The following is a 19,037-nucleotide window of genomic DNA, read 5'->3' as shown; positions in this document are numbered from 1 at the left end:
TTAAAAAATTAATTATACCCGGGATTCTGCTCAATATTCGGGTTTATCTGTATCTCGCTTCTTGGAATGGGATAATAATAAAAGCTGGAAGCCCATGTTCTTTCTTCTATTGTGCTCACCTCATAAGTAAATGCGGTATCAGAAGAGTTGGTTGGGGTTATGGTAATGCCCAGCGCATCGCCGGCTCCTTCATCTGCAATGCCCCATCTTCTTAAATCAAAAAAGCGGTGCCCTTCAAAACATAATTCTATTCTTCGCTCCTGCTGTATTTTTTCAATAAGGTCTGTGGTGCCCGAAGCCGTAATATCCGGCATGCCGGCCCTTTGCCTGATCAGGTTCACATATTCCAAAGCTTCGGTGGTATTGCCCAGGTTAGCTTCTGCTTCCGCATAGTTCAGGTATATTTCGGCAAGCCGGAATACCACCCATTGCGAAGGCGCATACGGCACAGAAGAAAAGTCGTACGATGAATCAACCATCTTTAAAATGGTATATCCTGTTTCGGAAGCGTTCCATGAAGCGTAAGCACTTTGTTTGGAATCCAATCCGCCCACGTAAAACTCTGCTGCGCGCCCATGAAAAGAGGCGCCGTTATACAGGATGTCTGCATAAAAGCGGGGATCCCTGTTTTCGTAAGGGTTTGCCGCTTCTTCCGCATTATCCCAGCTAAAATCAGTGCCATCAGCCATTTGAAACGCATCTACCATCTGCTGCAGCGGATCATAGGCGCTGTACCCGTTTCCGTTATCATATCCATTCGGGCTTAAATCCCTGTTTACCGTATTATACCTGTCGTCATACACATTGCCATATACCCTGGCAAAGATCACTTCTGAATTAAAAAAGTCTGTGAATATCGTACCATACGTGGCAGAACTGCCATACAGCGAATAAAGGCCGAGGTCAATCACGGCTTTGGCCGCATCGGCCGCATCCTGCCATTTGGTGGCATCGCCTGCCGTATTGAAATAAGGGCTTGCAGCATACAATAACAGCCTCGACTTTAAGGCCAGTGCGGCGCCAATGGTTGCCTTGCCATAATCATCGCTGGAGACCGTTTCCGGCAGCATGGAGACGGCCTGCTCAATATCGCTCAATATAAATGCTTCCGTTTCGTCCCAGGTGGCCCTTGTTTCACTAAACTCCGTATCATCAATCGTATAAGCCTTGTCAACCAATATAACGCCGCCAAACCTTTTCAGCAGTTCGAAATAGCACAATGCCCGCAGAAAATATACCTGGCCGGTTATATTTTGTATAAAATCTTCATTGCCTTCTGTACTGAGCCTGTCTATATTTTCAAAGAATACGTTGATCTTGTTTATGGTGTTGTACAATGTTGTCCAGAAATTAAGCGTGCTGCTGTAATTTAAAGGAAAAGAGCTTGTTTGATTGTCGGCGGTTGCATCTCCCTGCACATACTGCTTTTCGCTGCACCAGTCAAAATTGCTGAACAATTCATCCGTTTGTGCGCCCCAGCCAAAACCGGCATCTTTATAGGCAAATACGCTTTCTGCGTATATCTCATTCACATATACCTGAACCAGGTCGGCGCTGGCCCACACCGTTTCATCATTATACGAGCTTGTGGGGGTTACATCCAACACCTTTTTGCAGGAAGAAAAGCAGGCAGTTAAGCCAATTATGGCGACTATCCGAAATATATTTTTCATTTTAATTATTTTATTTCGCTTAAAAAGAAACGTTTAATCCAAAGTTGATAACCCTTTGCACGGGATATCCCGTACCGGTGCTGCCGGAAGCGGCCGATTCCGGATCAAATGACGGCCCGTAATTATCTATGGTGAATACATTATTGGCGCTTACAATTATTCTCAGGTTTTGTATCCTGGCTTTTTCCGATATTTTTTGGGGCAGCGTATAACCCAGCTGAATATTCTTTAGCCTGAGAAAAGCGTTATTCCGGAGCCAGAAAGTTGACGACCATGTATTTGAACCATACGAAGCCCCGGTAGGGCCGTTAAAACTGATTGGGTATTTATTGTCGCCCTCTTTTTGCCACCGGCCTGTAAAAAATTCTTCGGCCATGTTCAGCCCGCCCGGCATTAAAAGAGTTTTAGCCCTTGCCTGCCCGCTGAAAAAGACCGTGAGATCGAAATTTTTATACGTGGCGCCAAAGCTGGTTCCAAACATTATCTGGGGAATGGCAGATTCCGTCATCCGCACTTCATCCAGTGCATCAATGCTGCCATCATTGTTTACATCTTTATAGCAGATATCTCCCGGCACAGCCCCGCTGTAATGGGCGGTTTTGTCAATTTCTTCCTGCGTTTGATATATGCCTTCGGCCTGGTATAAGAGGTAAGAAGCGGTAGGATAACCCGTGCTTTTTTGATAGGAAAGCACGGATGCAGCTTCGGCTATATCAATTACTTTATTAACGGCATACGTAAAATTTCCTGACCAGAAATAGGAGAAGGCTTTATTAACAGGCTTGCGGTACTGAAAGGAAAATTCAATGCCCCTGTTTAACACCTTTCCATAATTCACATCCGGCAAATCCAGCCCGGTATAATCAGGCACCACGGCCGTATTCTCCCTTAAAATATCAGACCGCATTGACCTGAATACGTCCAGGTTAATTGTAAGCCGTTGCAAAATCTGCATGTCCAATCCCAGGTTTGCATTCTTTGATCTTTCCCACGTAATGTTTGGGTTGGGAATGGGGCCAAGATCAAAGCCCGCATATTGCGTATAATCAGCGCCATAAAAATACCCGTTGGCCAGGTAAGTGCCGTTTTGCCCGGCCACCAGCGTATAGGTCTGCAAATATTGGTAAGCGTCAACCCGGTCATTTCCCAGCGTTCCGTAGGAAGCGCGCAGTTTAAGATCGGTTATTACAGAAGATTTAAAGAAGTCTTCCTTAGACAGCCGCCATGCGCCGGACAAACCGGGGAAGAAACCAAAGCGGTGGCCGGGCGCAAAGATGGAAGAACCGTCATAGCGGAGATTAATATCCAATAAATATTTCTCCCTGTAGCCGTATGAAACCCTGCCTATGTAATTCTGCCGGGAGAATTGATATGTGCTGGAACTGTTGGTTTCCCCATCGGTGCTGCCGGCATCTAATTCCTGCACTGTATTTCCAATAAAGCCTGTGCGGTATGCCGTGAGCGTTGTTGTTTTCTCGCTCATTTGTTCATACGCAGCAAAAACGTCCACAGAATGATATCCAAACTTTTTAGTGTAGGAGAGTTTAATATTATACAGCTGGCTGGGCTCTTTTTCCTCTGCCAGGCTGAGATTGGGTGTTTTGGTAGAACTGATCATGGTAAGGGAGTCGCCCGTTTTATCGTAGGCGTAGGCAGGAGGCGGGGTAGCATTAAATGTTTTGCTGTTATAATTATACAGGTCATACGCCATATACCCCTCCAGCTTCAGCCCTTTTGCAAGCGATGATAAATCCCAGCTAAAGGAAGTTTTTGTTTGCAGATAATCATACGCATTGTTTACATAGCCCAATGCGCCGTTTACCGTATATATGATTGAATTATCCGGGGTGCCGGAAATGCCAACTCCCACTTTACCATCGGCATATCTGGCCGTTAAATACGGGTACGCAAGCCACAGCTCCCGGAATATGCCGCCCGTGCCATAGGAATTACCCTGTTTGTATTCGTGCCTGTACAAGGCATCCACACCTATTTTAAAACTGCGGGTTGCCTGTATATCAAGATTTACCCTTCCGTTTTTATTTTCGTAATAGTCGGCACCGCCTTTATACATGCTGTTCTGGCGCAGGTATTGCCCTGAAATGAAATAATTCACTTTATCAGAACCGCCACTCAGCGATATATTGTTATTGGTTTGAAAAGTCCAGTTCCGCATTACTGCAGCCCACCAGTCGGTATTAGGATGGCCCAGCGGGTCTGAGCCGTCTTTGTAGGCTGCTATGTCCTCATCAGAAAAATAATGCTGCTGGCCTATATAATCGTAGTACTCATTTGTTGCCACGGCATATTGATACGAGTTCAGCATCTTCGGCACACGCGTTGGCTGCGTAATGGATTCATTCGTATTGAATGTTAGAGATGTTTTGCCGGCGCTGCCTCTTTTTGTAGTAATTAATATTACGCCGTTTGCAGCCCTTGCCCCGTATATGGCAGCGCTTGCATCTTTAAGAACCGTGAGGGAAGCTATATCATTGGGGTTTATCCGGTCGAGGCCGCCTTCCCTGTCGGGCACGCCGTCAATTACAATTAAAGGAGAATTATCGCCGAGCGTGCCTATGCCGCGAATGTATATGGAGGCCTGATCGGCGCCGGGCTCGCCGCTTGTGGTATTAACGATTAAACCGGTAACTGCGCCCCCCAGGCTGTTTGAAAGGGCTGCTGCAGGCGATTTAGCCAGCTCACTGCCTGATATGCTGGCTACAGAACCCGTTAATTCCGCCCTTTTCCTGGTGCCGTACCCTACCACAATTACATCGCCCAGGTTATCTGCAACATCTGCGGCAAGCGCTACCTTTATATTATCTGCGCCGGCTTTCAGATCAACTTCTTTTACAAAATAACCTACATGGGAAAAAACCAAAACATTGCTTTTGGGCGATACATGAATAATAAAATTCCCAAGCATATCCGACAGGGTTCCGCGGCTTTCCCCTTTAATGGTTATGGAAACGTTCGGCAGTGGCTCATTCTTTTCATTCATTACAATGCCATGCACGGTACGGGATTGAGCCATTAAAGAAGCAGGACAATGTGCAACCAGCAGGGCAAAGGCAATAGCAGCCATAACGCAGCCGGAGCCGCAGCGTTTTGTTTTCATTTTTTTATTTTTTATTTATTTAACAAGCAATCAACCATGAGCATGCCCGGCAAGCTTCACCCTGTAGTACAAGCAACTGTTTCATATTTTCTCATCTGCTGGCAAGCATCGCTGATTGTTTTAGGTCTATTCTATTCTATTCCAAAAATAGAAATTTGTTTTATTTAAAAAAATATTTTTTTATTTTTTTATTTTTTAAAATAGACCAGAACGAACTTATATTTGTTCTTACTTCTGAAAAACAGAAACAACCTAACATATACATGCAGGAAATATTAAAAAAGATAAACGATCTGAAGCTTATACCCGCTTATTCCAAACACGACCAGCTGGTGCAGGGGATTATAAACGCCATAGACGAAAAGATGGTAACCGCCGGCGGCCGCCTGCCCACTATTAACGAGGTTATTGGCAAACTGGGCTTTGCGAGGGAGACCGTGGTTAAAGGCTACAAAGACCTTATACGGCGGGGCATTGTTGAATCAAAGGGAAGAAAGGGGTATTTTGTAACAAACGGCGATACGGGCCAGATTGCAAAAGTAGCCTTGCTGATGTACCTGATGGATTCTTTCCAGGAACAGTTTTATCAATCATTCAGAACAGAATTAGGGCAAAAAGTGCATATTGATATTTTTTTCCACCATGGCAACATAAACATATTTGAGACGATCATGAATATGGTTAAAGGCAAATACTCCATGTATGTCATCTCGCCCATACCGCATCCCAAAACCAGAGAATTGCTGAACAGCATCCCGAGGGCCAGGCTTATTATGTTCGACAGGTTTGAGCAGCTGGACGGTGAATTTAACTATGTATGCCAGGAATTTGAAAAAGCTTCTTACAAGGCTTTTGCCGAACTTGCCGATAACATTAAGAAGTTTGATGAGATCATCTTTTTTCATACAAAAGATTCCCTTGACCCTGTAGAGATTATTAAATCGTATAAAAAGTTTGCAAAAGACTTTGGCGTAAAAGCGAGTATAAAACCCAGGTATATTTCAGGTTCGGTAAGCAACCGAAAAGTGTATTTTTCTTTAAACAACGCTGAGCTATGGGAAATACTGAACGATTGCAAAGCCGCCAAACTTAAGCCTGGCAGGGATATAGGCATTTTGTCGCATAACGATGAACCGGTGAAAAAACTCGTAGCAGACGGCATTACCACCTACTCCACCGATTTTAAGCTGATGGGCAAAAAAGCTGCACAGGCTATTTTAATGCGGGAGCCCATACATGAGATAATTCCCACCACGCTTGCAAAAAGAAAATCGCTTTAAGCTTTAAATTATGAGTGCGGCTGCTTTAATAAGTTTTGCGGGATTTATTGCAACGGTTATTTTAATCTCCTGGTTAAAAAGGCAGAAAAACAAAACCGCTATTAATCTTTTTTTTGCCGGCAGACGCCTTGGCTTTCTTTCAATAGGATGTGCGCTCTATTTTACCAATATAAGCGCCACGGAGTTTATTGGCGGCAGCCAAAGCGCTTACATAAATAATATGTCGGTAATGGCCTGGGGTGTTAGCTCGGTTTTTGCCATGCTGATTGTATCGGAATTCATCATACCTGTTTACCTGCGCGGGAAAATGCTGACTACGCCTGACTTTTTGCAGCAGCGTTACGATGCATCTACAAAAAAAATAGCCTCCTGCATGTTTCTTGTAAGCTACACAGGCAACATACTTCCTGTTATATTATATGGAGGCGCCGTGGCCCTGAACGGCATTTTTAATTTTTCAGGCACCCTTCACGCAGGGCATTTCAACACAATCTGCATCCTTATATTTTTTACCGCTTTTATCGGCCTCATTTATTCTGCCGGCGGAGGGCTGCACGCCATTGTTACATTGGATATGCTGCTTGCCCTGGGGCTTTTTACCGGAGGGTTCCTGTTTCTTTTTTTTGCTTTTAAACATTTAGGCAACGGCAGTCTTCAGCAGGGTTTACACACCTTATCATTATTGCATAAAGAGCACCTCAGTTCCATTGGCGCATCAAAAGATGCGGTGCCTTTCTCCACCATTTTTACCGGTATGATTATCATTAACCTGTTTTACTGGGGCACGGAACAGGTCATTGTGCAGCAGGCATTGTCAGGCAAAAACCTTGCTGAAATACAGAAAGGAATAGCGGTGGCCTGTATGGGTAAATTATTAAACCCAATGCTGTTTGTATTGCCCGGCGTGCTTGCCGTTCATCTTATGCCGGGCATTGAAAACTCGGTAGAGGTTTTTCCAAGAATGATAAGTTTGGTAACCCCGCCTGTTGTAACAGGCATTATCGGGGCTGTAATGTTTGGTTCAGTTATCACGGCATTCTCGGCCACTTTAAACAGTGCAGCCACCTTGTTCATCCTGAACATATATGTACCGTACAAAGAGCGGAATAAAATTCATTATACCGAAACAAACATAAAAAGCGTAACCAGACGTTTTGAGATATATGCCTGCCTGCTGGCCATGTTTATAGCCCCGCTGCTTTTCTTTATGAAAGAGGGTTTTTATACATATATTCAGAAAGTGAGTGGTTGTTTCAGCGTGCCCGTTTTTACCATCATGTTTATAGGATTTGCCACAAAATGGATTACTGCTTTTGCTGCAAAGGCCGGGCTTGTATTTTGCGCTGTTGCTTATGTATTAATGGAGTTTGTTTTAAACATCCCCATCCATTATCTGCATAAGCTTTTTATACTTTTTATTTTAACCATACTGATAATGATGATTGTAAGCAAACTATATCCTGGCAAAGCGCATGCAGAGGCTGCCGGGCATGGGCTTACATTACAAAACAACCGTTTGGAATACTGGAGGCACAGGCATATAGCAACGGCCGTATTATTATGTTTAATGATTGCTTTGTTTGTATTCTTTTCTCCTGCGGGCATTGCACATTAACCATTCGGTATTGAACATAAAAATATTAATGTCGTTTACTTAGGGGTTTACGAGTTTACAGGTTCACGAGTTGTTTGGGCAGGTTAATCCTTTTTTACGCATATAATAATTGGCACGGAATGATTAATTTATTTTGTCGCAACATTTTAAGCATTTGCCGTTTCTTCCTTAATTAAAAATAATCCTGTTATTAATATTGTTAACACTAAAAGCTTGCATAATGAAATCAACTAACATCATCTTCTTCTGCATTTGTTTTTTTACTTCCATCATTGCAAAAGCACAGCGGTACACGCTTGCATCGCCAGACAGCAAAACGAAAATCACGGTTGATGTGGGATCAAACATCGAATGGTCTGTAGCGTATAATAACAATGTGGTTTTACAGCCATCAGCCCTGTCGCTTGAGCTCGCTTCGGGCAAAACCCCGGGCGTGCATGCTGCTGTAAAGAAGGCTGTACATTCATCTGTGAATGAAACAATCACCTCTCCCGTTCCTGTAAAAAATAAAATAATACCCAACCTGTATAATCAACTGCAAATACAATTCAAAGGCGATTACAATGTAACATTTCGCGCTTATAACGATGGCGTGGCTTACCGGTTTGAAACCATGTTTAAAGACAGCCAGACAGTAAAGCATGAAACTGCAGCATTTAATTTTGCAGCCGGTTATGAAACCGCCTGGCCTTATGATGAACCTTTCGGCTTTGGCCGCAACAGCGGGCAAACCGCCAAAGAGCCGGGATTTGGCAGCAAAAACCCTCAAACGGGCAGGGGCGCATTTGGCGGCCCGCCGCCTTCCGGTACTGACAGCAGCAAAAAGCAGTCGCCGCCCAGAAGGATGACAATGCCGGCATCCAACCCTTTCAACATTTCTTATGAATATCTTTTCAGAGACAGTACGCTAAATGCTGTAACGGACACAGTAGGATTGCCGGTATATATGTCGGCAGGCAATGGCGTAAAGCTTGTATTGCTGGAAGCGGATTTATACGACTACCCCAACCTTTTCGTGAAAGGCACAGGCTCCAACAGCCTTACAGCCGTATTCCCGCCGGTGGTGCTGAAACAGCAATCAGGCATGGGCGGCATGGCAGGCATAGCCGAAACGGCAGATTATATAGCTAAAACAAAGGGCACGCGCACCTATCCCTGGCGTGCCATAGCGATTAGTGATGATGATAAAAAATTACTGGAAAACGAATTGGTGTATAAGCTTTCTTCTCCGCCGGTTATACCAACGGACTGGATAAGGCCGGGCCAGGTTGTTTGGGAATGGTGGCATGCCAGCAACCTGTACAATGTGAATTTTGAAGCCGGCATAAACACGGCCTCTTATAAATACTATATTGATTTTGCTTCAAAATACAATGTGCCATACATGCTGATAGATGCAGGCTGGCGCAATAACCCGCAGGTTAATATTCCGGAGATAGCCGATTACGCCAAACAAAAAAATGTGGGTGTAATGCTGTGGATGTCGTGGACCGATCTTACATCGGATATGGAAGGCATTCTTGACACGTTTAAAATATGGGGCATAAAAGGCGTGAAGATGGATTATATGAACCGGGCAGACCAGGCGATGGTAAATGTATTTGAAAAGGTGGCCGCCGAAACAGCCAAACGCAATATGCTCATAGATTTTCATGGCGCCTACAAGCCTTCGGGGCTGAACCGAAAATACCCCAACGTGGTAAATTATGAAGGCGTAAAAGGGCTTGAGCACGATAAACTGGGCAGCGTTAATATCACGCCATCCCATGATGTAACCATCATGTTCACAAGGATGGTTGCCGGCCCAATGGACTATACGCCCGGTGCGCTGAATAATGCGGCCTTTGGTAATTTCAGGAATATATCCTCCCAGCCCATGAGCCAGGGCACACGCGCACACCAGGCCGCCATGTATGTTTTGTACGATGCGCCTATACAGATGCTTGTTGACAATCCTTCCACTTACCTGAAAGAAGATGATTATACAAAATTTATTACATCATTGCCAACCGTTTGGGATACAACCATTGCCATAGACGGCAAAATAGGCCAGTATGCAATCGTGGCGCGCCGGAAAGATGAAAACTGGTATATAGGCGCTATGACAGACTGGAGTAAAAGGGAAATAGAAATACCACTCTCGTTTATTGGCAATAAAAAATACAAGCTCACCGCTGTGGCAGATGGCTTAAATGCGGATAAATATGGTTCGGATTATACAATTGAAACGAAAGATGTAAGCGGGAGTGATCTTTTGAAAATAAATATGAATAACGGCGGTGGATGGGTAGCAAAATTGGTTCCGGCAGATTGAGGTTGAATAATCCGGACTGCTAAACAGCAGGATGGATATGAATTTACCTGCTTTTTAAGGCGTGGCTCAAAGCAGAAGCGAATTGATTGTTCATTTGCTGCTTTGGGCTTCTTTTTTACAGGCGTAATACTGAAAAATATCAAACCAGGATAAGCATACATAATGCTGCATAATCGTTCCTCTGCCAAAATGTTGTAACAGTGGGCAACAAAACCTCAGAACTGCTAAACCGCTGCCAATCCCAATACTTCAGTGGAATGCTCCCTTACCCGCTTTAACAGGTCGCTGTCGTTTTTCAGGGATTTTCCATAAGAAGGAATCATTTCTTTCAGCTTTTGCTGCCAGCTATCCTGCTTTAGTTTTTCGGGAAAGCAACGCGCCAATAATTCAAGCATAATGGAAACCGCTGTTGATGCGCCGGGCGAAGCGCCCAATAATGCGGCAATGCTTCCATCGGCTGCATTCACCACTTCTGTACCAAACTCCAGTATGCCGCCTTCTTTTTCATCTTTCTTAATTACCTGCACGCGATAACCGGCCACCACAAGCTCCCAGTCATCAAGCCGCGCACCCGGGTAATATTCCTTCAGCGATTCAAGCCTTTCTTCAGGCGAGAGCATCACCTGTTCTATTAAATATTTCGTAAGCGGCATATTGTGCATGCCGGCAATAACCATCGGCCGTATATTATCTGTTTTAACCGATTTAAAAAGATCCATGGCAGAACCATGCCGTAAAAATTTTGTGGTGAAACCTGCAAAAGGGCCAAAGAGCAGTTCCTGTTTTCCTTTTATCCATCTTGTATCCAGATGCGGAACAGACATGGGGGGCGAGCCCACTTTGGCAAGACCATATACTTTTGCGTGGTGCCGGGGAATAACTGTTTCGCTTTTGCAACGCAGCCACTGGCCGCTCACCGGAAAACCACCATAGCCTTCCGCTTCGGGGATGCCCGATTTTAGCAGCAAAGGCAATGAGCCGCCACCGGCCCCCACAAATACAAACCTTGTAACGATGATGCTGCTTTCACCGCTTTGTTCATCTTTTATTTTTACGCGCCAGTAATTATGATGTTTTTCTATATCCTCCACCTCCTGGCCGTAATGCACCTGCACATCATCATAATGCAACAGTTTATCAAATATGCGGCGTGTGAGCGCACCAAAATTCACATCGGTGCCCAAATCCATTTTGGTGGCGGCAACAGGCTCATCCTGCATCTTCCTGTTTTCCATTACCAGCGGTATCCATTTTGCTATTTCCGCATCATCTTCAGAAAACTGCATGCCTTCAAATAAGCTGCTTTGCTGCAGGGCCATGTAGCGCTTTCTTAAATAATTAACGTTATTATCGCCCCAAACAAAACTTACATGAGGAATAGGGCGTATAAAGTCTTCAGGCTTTTTTACAATATTGTTCTCCACCAGGTAAGCCCAAAACTGTTTACTGGCTTCAAACGATTCAGCTATTTTAATGGCTTTGGAAATATCAATTGAGCCGTCTGCTCTTTCGGGCGTGTAATTCAATTCGCAAAAAGCCGAATGGCCGGTACCGGCATTGTTCCAGGCATCAGAACTTTCGGCAGCGGCGCTGTTAAGGCGTTCCACAATTTTTATACGAAGCGAATTATCCAATAACTTAAGCAACATGCCAAGTGTTGCGCTCATAATGCCGGCGCCAATTAACAATACGTCTGCCTTAGAAACTTTTTGCATACACGAAATTTTTAAATTATATGGTACAGCCTGTCTTGCATAAACCCAATGCACCAGCTTATTTATGCATGTAAAAAAGCCCTGCATAAAAAAGAAGCAAGGCTTTTATAAAATATTACAACACAAAACATCTTACTGTGCAAGGCTTAATTTTCCGTACCTGATACGATTATACACTGCTATAAACAGCGGTAAAAATATAAAAGTTGATATTAAACTGTTACGGTAAAACGGCAAACCAAAACCGTAGGATTGCCAGAGGCCGCTCACATCTTTGTTATATCCCAAAATGCCTGCCTGTGTTTTCCACACAATGAAATTGGAAAGCAGGAAGAATACAGTGGGGCCGGTAATTGCCGCTGAAACAACGCCTGCCGCTCTGTATTTTTTGAATGCAATGCCGGTAAGCGTAAGGCCGGTAAATAAAATATAATTGGTTATCTGCCCGCTGTAAAAACCCGCAAAAGGGAAGATGTTTGCCGCGTATAACCCTTGCAGCAAAACATCGCTCAGGAACAATGTTACAAGCGGCAGCAAGAATGCAAGTTTTTTATCCTGTATGGCTAAGCCGGAAAATAAAGAAACTGCAATTACGGCTGTAAACCCGCTGAGATTTATCTGTGGTGCGCAGATGAACTTTACAAACGTTGATACAGCAACCAAAACAAGAAAGAAGAATATGGTTTGTTTTGACAACTTCATACGATTTAATTAAAAACGCAAAAATACATAAATCAATCAAGGCACAAAAGCCTTGTAGGCAACCAGCCTGCCCGGCGTGGAAATGGTGTAGGCCTCTCCGGCTAAAACGGCAACGGCCTCTCCCCTTGCAGCGGTAAGTTTATTGCTGCCTTCCACTGTCAGTGCGCCTTCAATTATAACAATAATTTCAAGCGAGGCGGCTTCCGTTTTATATGTTTCGCCTGCCTGTAATTCTATTTTGCTGATGCCAAAATCGGGAACGGGGCAGGGATAATTTTTCTCGCCGCTTGTAAGGTCTATGCCATTCATCACGTTCGGCTCAATGCCTTCAAATATAATATGCTTTATTAATTCGGGCACATCAATATGCTTTGGCGTAAGGCCGCCGCGCAGCACGTTATCGCTGTTGGCCATAAGCTCTACATTCTGGCCTTCGAGGTAAGCATGCGGCAGGCCGGCACCCTGAAAAACCGCTTCGCCCGGGTTTGCCTTCACAATATTGAAAAAGTAAATGGAAAACAGGCCGCGGTCGAGGTGGGTTAAGCTTTGTTCCTCCCCATACAATTTTGCAACCCACCAGCCTGCATCGGCCTTTGTTAATTCATTATTTTTTTTACGGCCCGCTTCCCTTTGCACAAGCGGCGCAAGCAGTGCGTCCGCTTCATTTTGCGGCATCAGCATTACATGCTCATATAAGCCCTTGTAACCTTTATCCATCACAATGCTTTCCAGCCCTTTAAATTCAGGCACGGTTTGCAGCACCTTCAGCAATTTATCTTCATTTAAAAAACCATGCAACAGCCAGAACTCGCTTAAAGCCACCATTACTTCGGGCTTATGGTTTTTATCTTTATAATTACGGTTTGATGCATGTATGGCCACACCTTTTGCTTCTTCTTCAGCAAAGCCTTTTGCCGCCGATTCTTTTGAAGGATGCACCTGTATGCTGAGCATATCTTTTACATCGAGTATTTTAAAAAGATAAGGAAGCTCGCCAAAAGCCGCATGCACTTTTTCGCCTATGCATGCGGCTGCATCGTGCTGTATAAGATCATATAAGTTTTCTTCTTTGCCATTTACTTCAATTGTGGATGAAGCCGAAGGATGGGCGCCCATCCAATACTCTGCAAACGGCTTATTTTCCTTATTCTCTATGCCCAGCCAGTGCGGAATGTATTCCGTGCCGCCCCAGTCATAATGTTGTACTTTTCCTTTCAGTTTAAAAATTTTATCTTGTAGCATAATCTGCCCTTTTAATTATGTCAGGCTGGAACAAAACTACCGGAAACAATGGAGAAGACCTTGCCGCAATTTTTCTTTCTGAGAAAGGTTATGCCATTATTGAACGCAACTGGCGTTTTGGCTATGCAGAAGTCGATATAATTGCCGCGAAAGAAAACCGGCTTCATTTCTTTGAAATAAAAACAAGAACAACATCCAGATACGGCAAGCCGGAAGAAAGCATGAGCCATAAAAAAATGAAGATGCTGAAGATAGCGGCGGAAGAATATCAATACCGGCATCCACAATGGAAATACCTGCAGTTTGATGTGCTTGCCATTACAATAGAATATGGCAGACCTGCAGAATATTTTTTAATTGAAGATGTTTATTTCTGAAAGGCCAGCACAGCCTATCAATTTTTCATAACCGGTATAAATTTTCCATACCGATATTTATGCGCTCAGCATGCACGTTTCACAATGTATGCCCAGCCGCCACATCATGAGAAGAACCCTCCTTCTCTATTTGTACCGTCTCCGTCCAAACAGCATAATCATTGGGATAAATGCGCCGGCCTTTAAAATGCGCATAATTCTTTGTAAACGCCGAACCAAAGTATAAAATGATTGCGGAATAATACACCCATAATAAAATAAGGATGACGGAACCTGCCGCCCCATACGTATTGCCAATATTCCTGGTGCCAAGATAAAAGCTGATGGCAAATTTGCCCAGCATAAAAAGTAAGGCTGTGGTAATGGCGCCTGTAAACACATCGCGCCATTTTATTTTGGCATCGGGCAAAACCTTGAATATGATCGAAAACAATAAGGTTATAATTAAAAATGTAACAAAAAGATTAACGCCATAAGCCAGTTTCGTTTCAAGGCCGATATGAGGAAATAATTTTTCAAGATTGGGCAGTATCAATGTTTTTAAAAAAATATCTAAAACGGTATTTACAATTAATGATACCAGCAGGATGAAACTCACACTTACGATAATTGAAAAGCTTAAAAGCCTGTTTAATAAAATTTTTATCCAGCCTCTTTTAGGCTTGGCTTTTAAACCCCATATTAAATTAATTGAATCCTGTATCTCGCCAAATACACTGGTGGCGCCCAATATCAATGCAACAATACTTGCAGCAGATGCAAACAGGTTGCCTTGCTTTATGGTGGCTTTTTTAATCAGCTCCTGTATCTGCAATGCCGCATCATTCCCCACGAATGATTTTATTTCATGGTAGATGGATCCCTCAATGGCGCTTTTGCCAAAAAATATGGCAGACAGGCTGATGATTAAAATAAGAACGGGCGCTATGGAAAAAATGGTATAATAAGCCAACGCAGCACTCATGCGGGTTATACGGCAGTTAGTAAAATCATTGCCTGTATCTTTTAAAACTTTCCATAAGCCTTTAATGGTAAGTTTTATCTTTTCCGGGTTTTCTCTTACCATATTTTGATTAGGATTTTCCGTCATTCTACCTTGATTTATTTGAAAAATAGCTATTGCCAGATTATACACCTGCAATTACCCAGCAAAAAGCCGGCTAAAATTTAGCCGGCTTTTTCATTCATCATATCACCTGTTTAGTTTCTTTTATTATTATTGTCATCATGCTGTGTTTTTCTTTTAGCCGCATCATTATTGTTTTGCTTTTGCTGCTTTGCAGCGTTGCCCGGTTTTACCTTTTGCTGCGTCTTTTCTGTCTGCTGGTTTTTAGGCTGGTTGTTTTTATTTACAGATTGTTTTTTATCCTGCTGCGCTGGTTGTTTAGTTACTGCATTAGGCCTGTTAACCGTATTTGGCTTATTTACCGTATTAGGTTTATTTGCCTGGTTAGGTTGCTTATTTGCGGTTTTATTATTGTTTGTTACCGTTGTTTTGTTATTGCTGTTTTCATTAATTGTAACTTTTTTATCATTATTAATTACAGGCCTGTACACATTCACGGTATTATTGTTAACCACCGTTTTACCCGGCTTTGAAGAATTGGAAACCGTGTAAGTTGTAACTTTTACATGGCTAACCTTTTCCACATCTTCTCTTTTAGGGCCTGCTACATAATGCACGTTGTTTTTCACCGTAACATTGTTTACAACCGTAGTATTTTTAATGATGGTTACATTACGGGCGCGGGGAGCGTAATAACGGCTTACAGAAGGGCTGGTAATATACCTGTGCGGTGCAAATATCCACCAGCTTACCGGGATTGTGCTGTAGCTTATGCTTAAGCCCGGTGTTAACGGCGCCCAGCCATAATACTCACCACTTCCTCTCCAGGCCACCCATGCAGGCCCCCATTCATATCCAGGCACCCAGAACCAGCCTCCATAACTTGAGCTGTAATTCCATCTTCCGTAATGGAACGGCGCCCAGCCCCAGTCATAATCCGAAACCCATGTCCAGCCATAATCCGTATAAGCCCAATGCCCACCGGTAGAGTAAGGAACAAAATTCCTGTCGTTGCTTATCCAAACCTGTCCGTATGTTGAATTATCCACCCACTGGCCATAAGGTTTCAGTGAGTTGTAAAAAACAGAAAAACTTACGCTCACTGATTGGGATTTTGCTTCATTTAACTGTATCGTTCCTGTGCAAACTAAAATTGCAAACAAGCCTATTTTGAATAGTTTTTTCATACATGTTTATTTATGCTGTTAAAGATCGCTTTATATACAATAGGAAACAAAACTGCGCCAAAAGATTACAGGCTAATTGTTAAAAGATTTTTAGCGTTTTGCTGCCCGGTCATGGCATAAGCATTAACAAGTTCATTACTATACATTTGCAGCTATGTCACTTAGTTTCTGCCTGGAGGGCACAGATACCGGTTCAAAAGCAAGAGCGGGAAAAATTATTACAGCACACGGAGAAATTACTACACCCGTTTTTATGCCTGTGGGCACTGCTGGAAGTGTGAAAGCGGTTACACAGCAGCAGCTGGCTCAGGAAGTAAAAGCCTCAATAATTTTAGGCAACACATACCATCTGTATCTCCGGCCGGGCGTAGAAGTGCTCAATAAGGCAGCCGGGCTGCACCGGTTTATGCACTGGGATAAACCCATCCTCACCGACAGTGGCGGCTACCAGGTTTTTTCGCTCGCTCAAAGCAGGAAGATCAGGGAAGAAGGGGTTATATTTCAAAGCCATATTGATGGGAGCAGGCATTTATTTTCGCCTGAAAAGGTAATGGATATACAACGCCATATTGGCGCTGATATTATTATGGCTTTTGATGAATGCCCGCCCGGCCAAAGCGAATATAACTATGCCAAAAACAGCCTTCTGCTTACGCAACGGTGGCTCGACAGGTGCATCAGCCATCTTGATGCAAGCGGGCCATTATATGGTTATGAACAAAACCTTTTTCCGATAGTACAGGGCAATCAGTTTCACGATTTAAGAAAAGCTTCCTGTGAATATATTGCCTCGAAAGGGGCGCCGGGCAATGCTATAGGCGGCCTTAGCGTGGGCGAGCCGGAGCCGGTAATGTATGACATCACAGCCCTTTGCTGCGAACATTTACCGGCAGATAAGCCGCGTTATTTAATGGGCGTTGGCACGCCATGGAACGTCCTGGAATGCATCAGCCTCGGCGTGGATATGTTTGACTGCGTTATGCCCACGCGCAATGGCCGTAACGGCATGCTGTTTACCACCCAAGGCGTCATCAATATAAAAAATAAAAAATGGGCTGCTGATTTTACGCCCCTTGATGATGGCCTGCCAAACGAAATAAGCCATTATTACACCAAAGCTTATGTAAGGCATTTATTTGCAGCAAATGAATTACTGGGCTTAACCATTGCCAGCCTTCAGAATCTTTGTTTTTATTTGTGGCTTGTACATGAAGCCAGGAATGAAATAATAAAAGGAAACTTTAACCAGTGGAAAAATTCCATGACAGGCCAGCTAAAACAAAGATTGTAATGCCACACATTTCCCATCTTCCTGACTTCCCGGCTTCCGGGCTTTCTTACTTATCAACTAATTAACGTATCAACACCTGAACTATAATTATTTTTGCCTCCCTTTAATACAAATGAAAAAACTTGACTGGTACATACTCAAAAAATTCCTCACCACTTTTTTCTTTTGTATCCTTTTATTTACGGTTATTGCCGTTGTAGTAGATGTAAGTGAAAAAACGGATGATTTTGTAAAGGCCGGCCTTTCCGCCACACAGGTCTTCACAAAATATTACCTGGGCTTTATCCCATTCATTGATGCACTGCTGTTCCCTTTGTTTGTATTGATAGCCGTTATATTTTTCACCTCTAAAATGGCGGGCCGCAGCGAAATCATAGCCATACTCGCCAGCGGCACTACCTATAACCGCATGTTATTGCCTTACTGGGTAGGCGGCATTTTTCTTTCATTGCTGTTAATGTTTGCACTGGCATTTGTAATACCAACCGCCAATGTAAAAAAAACAGCCTTTGAAGAAAAATACATTAATGTAAACTCCACTTACAATCCGCTGGTAGAAAAACGCCAGCGCAGCATTTATTTCCGCATTGACTCATTTACTTATGCCGGCATACGCAATTACGATACGGCGTCAAAATATGGCGGCCCTTTTTTCATGCACCGCATAAAAGGCAATGAGCTTATTTACAACCTGCGCGCGCAGTCAATAAAATGGGATACAGCGGCAAAGAAGTGGAAGCTGACCACTGCGATAGAACGCTCTTTTTCAGGCATGAATGAAACGGTGAAAACGGAGGCTTCCAGGATGCTTAACCCATCATTCAAGCCCCTTGACCTTAGCCGGGATGAATATGCAAAAGACAAATTAAATTCTCCCCAGTTGCGCCAGTATATAAAAGACCAGGAGATGCGGGGCTCAGAAGGTTTAAATACACTGCAGGTGGAAGAATACCGCCGCCTGGCAACCCCTGTTGCTGTACTAATACTTACGCTTATAGGCGCCGTAATTGCCAGCCGCAAGGTAAGAGGCGGCAGCGGCGCACACATTGCCATCGGCTTTGTGGCCGGCGCCCTCTTTATTTTAATGGACAGATTCTCCACCATATTTTCAACCAAGGGAAACCTGCCCCCCATTATTGCAGCATGGCTGCCCAATATCATCTTTACCTTTGTTGCGATTTATTTTTACCGCAAAGCGCCTAAATAAACATTCGGGTTATTTTTTTTTAAAGCAGTATTAAGCTACAGGTAAACACTTTGATCCGGGTTTGAAACAGTCCGAAAGACAGGCGGTTTATAGCAACCAATCTGTGCATAAAAATCGTACAACGCATTAAACAAAACCATGCTTCTATTCGTGTAATCCGGCAGCAACTTTAAGCAACGGCATAGTGAATAATTTACATCCGGCAGCGAAACTGTTATTATAAATCCCTTAAACCGGCACAACCTGTTTT

The 19,037-nt window shown here is 43.6% G+C and carries 13 protein-coding genes; 6 read left to right on the top strand and 7 right to left on the bottom strand.

Annotated features, from left to right (window positions below; all coding sequences use genetic code 11):
- Window positions 1–8 precede the first annotated feature (8 nt).
- Entirely contained in the window at window positions 9–1,673 is a 1,665-nt protein-coding gene (locus QM629_RS12185) for a RagB/SusD family nutrient uptake outer membrane protein (RefSeq protein ID WP_415160152.1), read from the bottom strand.
- Window positions 1,674–1,692: 19 nt separating this feature from the next.
- Window positions 1,693–4,791, bottom strand: a complete 3,099-nt coding sequence (locus tag QM629_RS12180; RefSeq protein ID WP_415160151.1) for a SusC/RagA family TonB-linked outer membrane protein — start codon at window positions 4,789–4,791, stop codon at window positions 1,693–1,695.
- Between the two features lie 263 nt (window positions 4,792–5,054).
- Here QM629_RS12180 and QM629_RS12175 point away from each other — a divergent pair, with 263 nt between their 5' ends.
- The 3 genes from QM629_RS12175 (at window position 5,055) to QM629_RS12165 (ending at window position 10,000) form a co-directional block, all read left to right on the top strand.
- Window positions 5,055–6,071 carry a GntR family transcriptional regulator gene (locus tag QM629_RS12175; RefSeq protein ID WP_415160150.1) on the top strand — a complete coding sequence of 339 codons (1,017 nt, stop codon included), beginning with the start codon at window positions 5,055–5,057 and terminating at the stop codon, window positions 6,069–6,071.
- Window positions 6,072–6,081: 10 nt separating this feature from the next.
- Entirely contained in the window at window positions 6,082–7,686 is a 1,605-nt protein-coding gene (locus tag QM629_RS12170) for a solute:sodium symporter family transporter (protein WP_415160149.1), read from the top strand.
- A 220-nt stretch (window positions 7,687–7,906) separates the two neighbouring features.
- Entirely contained in the window at window positions 7,907–10,000 is a 2,094-nt protein-coding gene (locus QM629_RS12165) for a glycoside hydrolase family 97 protein (RefSeq protein WP_415160148.1), read from the top strand.
- Window positions 10,001–10,224: 224 nt separating this feature from the next.
- Here the strand turns inward: QM629_RS12165 and mqo are convergent, their stop codons facing one another.
- From mqo to manA, 3 genes are all read right to left on the bottom strand, one after another.
- Window positions 10,225–11,715: a malate dehydrogenase (quinone) gene (gene mqo, locus QM629_RS12160; RefSeq protein WP_415160147.1), complete on the bottom strand. Its 1,491-nt coding sequence runs from the start codon at window positions 11,713–11,715 to the stop codon at window positions 10,225–10,227.
- Between the two features lie 132 nt (window positions 11,716–11,847).
- Entirely contained in the window at window positions 11,848–12,417 is a 570-nt protein-coding gene (locus tag QM629_RS12155) for a DUF6580 family putative transport protein (protein ID WP_415160146.1), read from the bottom strand.
- Between the two features lie 36 nt (window positions 12,418–12,453).
- Window positions 12,454–13,659, bottom strand: coding sequence for a mannose-6-phosphate isomerase, class I (gene manA, locus QM629_RS12150; RefSeq protein ID WP_415160145.1), 1,206 nt, complete (start codon window positions 13,657–13,659; stop codon window positions 12,454–12,456).
- A gap of 17 nt (window positions 13,660–13,676) precedes the next feature.
- Here manA and QM629_RS12145 point away from each other — a divergent pair, with 17 nt between their 5' ends.
- Complete coding sequence (locus tag QM629_RS12145; RefSeq protein WP_415160144.1) at window positions 13,677–14,036, top strand: YraN family protein; 360 nt, start codon at window positions 13,677–13,679, stop codon at window positions 14,034–14,036.
- Between the two features lie 79 nt (window positions 14,037–14,115).
- Here the strand turns inward: QM629_RS12145 and QM629_RS12140 are convergent, their stop codons facing one another.
- Both QM629_RS12140 and QM629_RS12135 read right to left on the bottom strand, forming a co-directional pair.
- Window positions 14,116–15,126 carry a YihY/virulence factor BrkB family protein gene (locus QM629_RS12140; protein WP_415160143.1) on the bottom strand — a complete coding sequence of 337 codons (1,011 nt, stop codon included), beginning with the start codon at window positions 15,124–15,126 and terminating at the stop codon, window positions 14,116–14,118.
- A 110-nt stretch (window positions 15,127–15,236) separates the two neighbouring features.
- Window positions 15,237–16,289, bottom strand: a complete 1,053-nt coding sequence (locus QM629_RS12135) for a DUF6600 domain-containing protein (protein WP_415160142.1) — start codon at window positions 16,287–16,289, stop codon at window positions 15,237–15,239.
- A gap of 154 nt (window positions 16,290–16,443) precedes the next feature.
- Between QM629_RS12135 and tgt the strand changes: the two genes are divergently transcribed.
- Window positions 16,444–17,580 carry a tRNA guanosine(34) transglycosylase Tgt gene (gene tgt / locus QM629_RS12130; RefSeq protein WP_415160141.1) on the top strand — a complete coding sequence of 379 codons (1,137 nt, stop codon included), beginning with the start codon at window positions 16,444–16,446 and terminating at the stop codon, window positions 17,578–17,580.
- Between the two features lie 112 nt (window positions 17,581–17,692).
- Entirely contained in the window at window positions 17,693–18,787 is a 1,095-nt protein-coding gene (locus QM629_RS12125) for an LptF/LptG family permease (RefSeq protein ID WP_415160140.1), read from the top strand.
- Window positions 18,788–19,037 lie beyond the last annotated feature (250 nt).

It is taken from the genome of Parafilimonas sp. (genome assembly GCF_047606085.1).
In the GTDB taxonomy this organism is placed as follows: Bacteria; Bacteroidota; Bacteroidia; order Chitinophagales; family Chitinophagaceae; genus Parafilimonas.
This window is presented reverse-complemented; position numbering and strand designations above follow the sequence as displayed.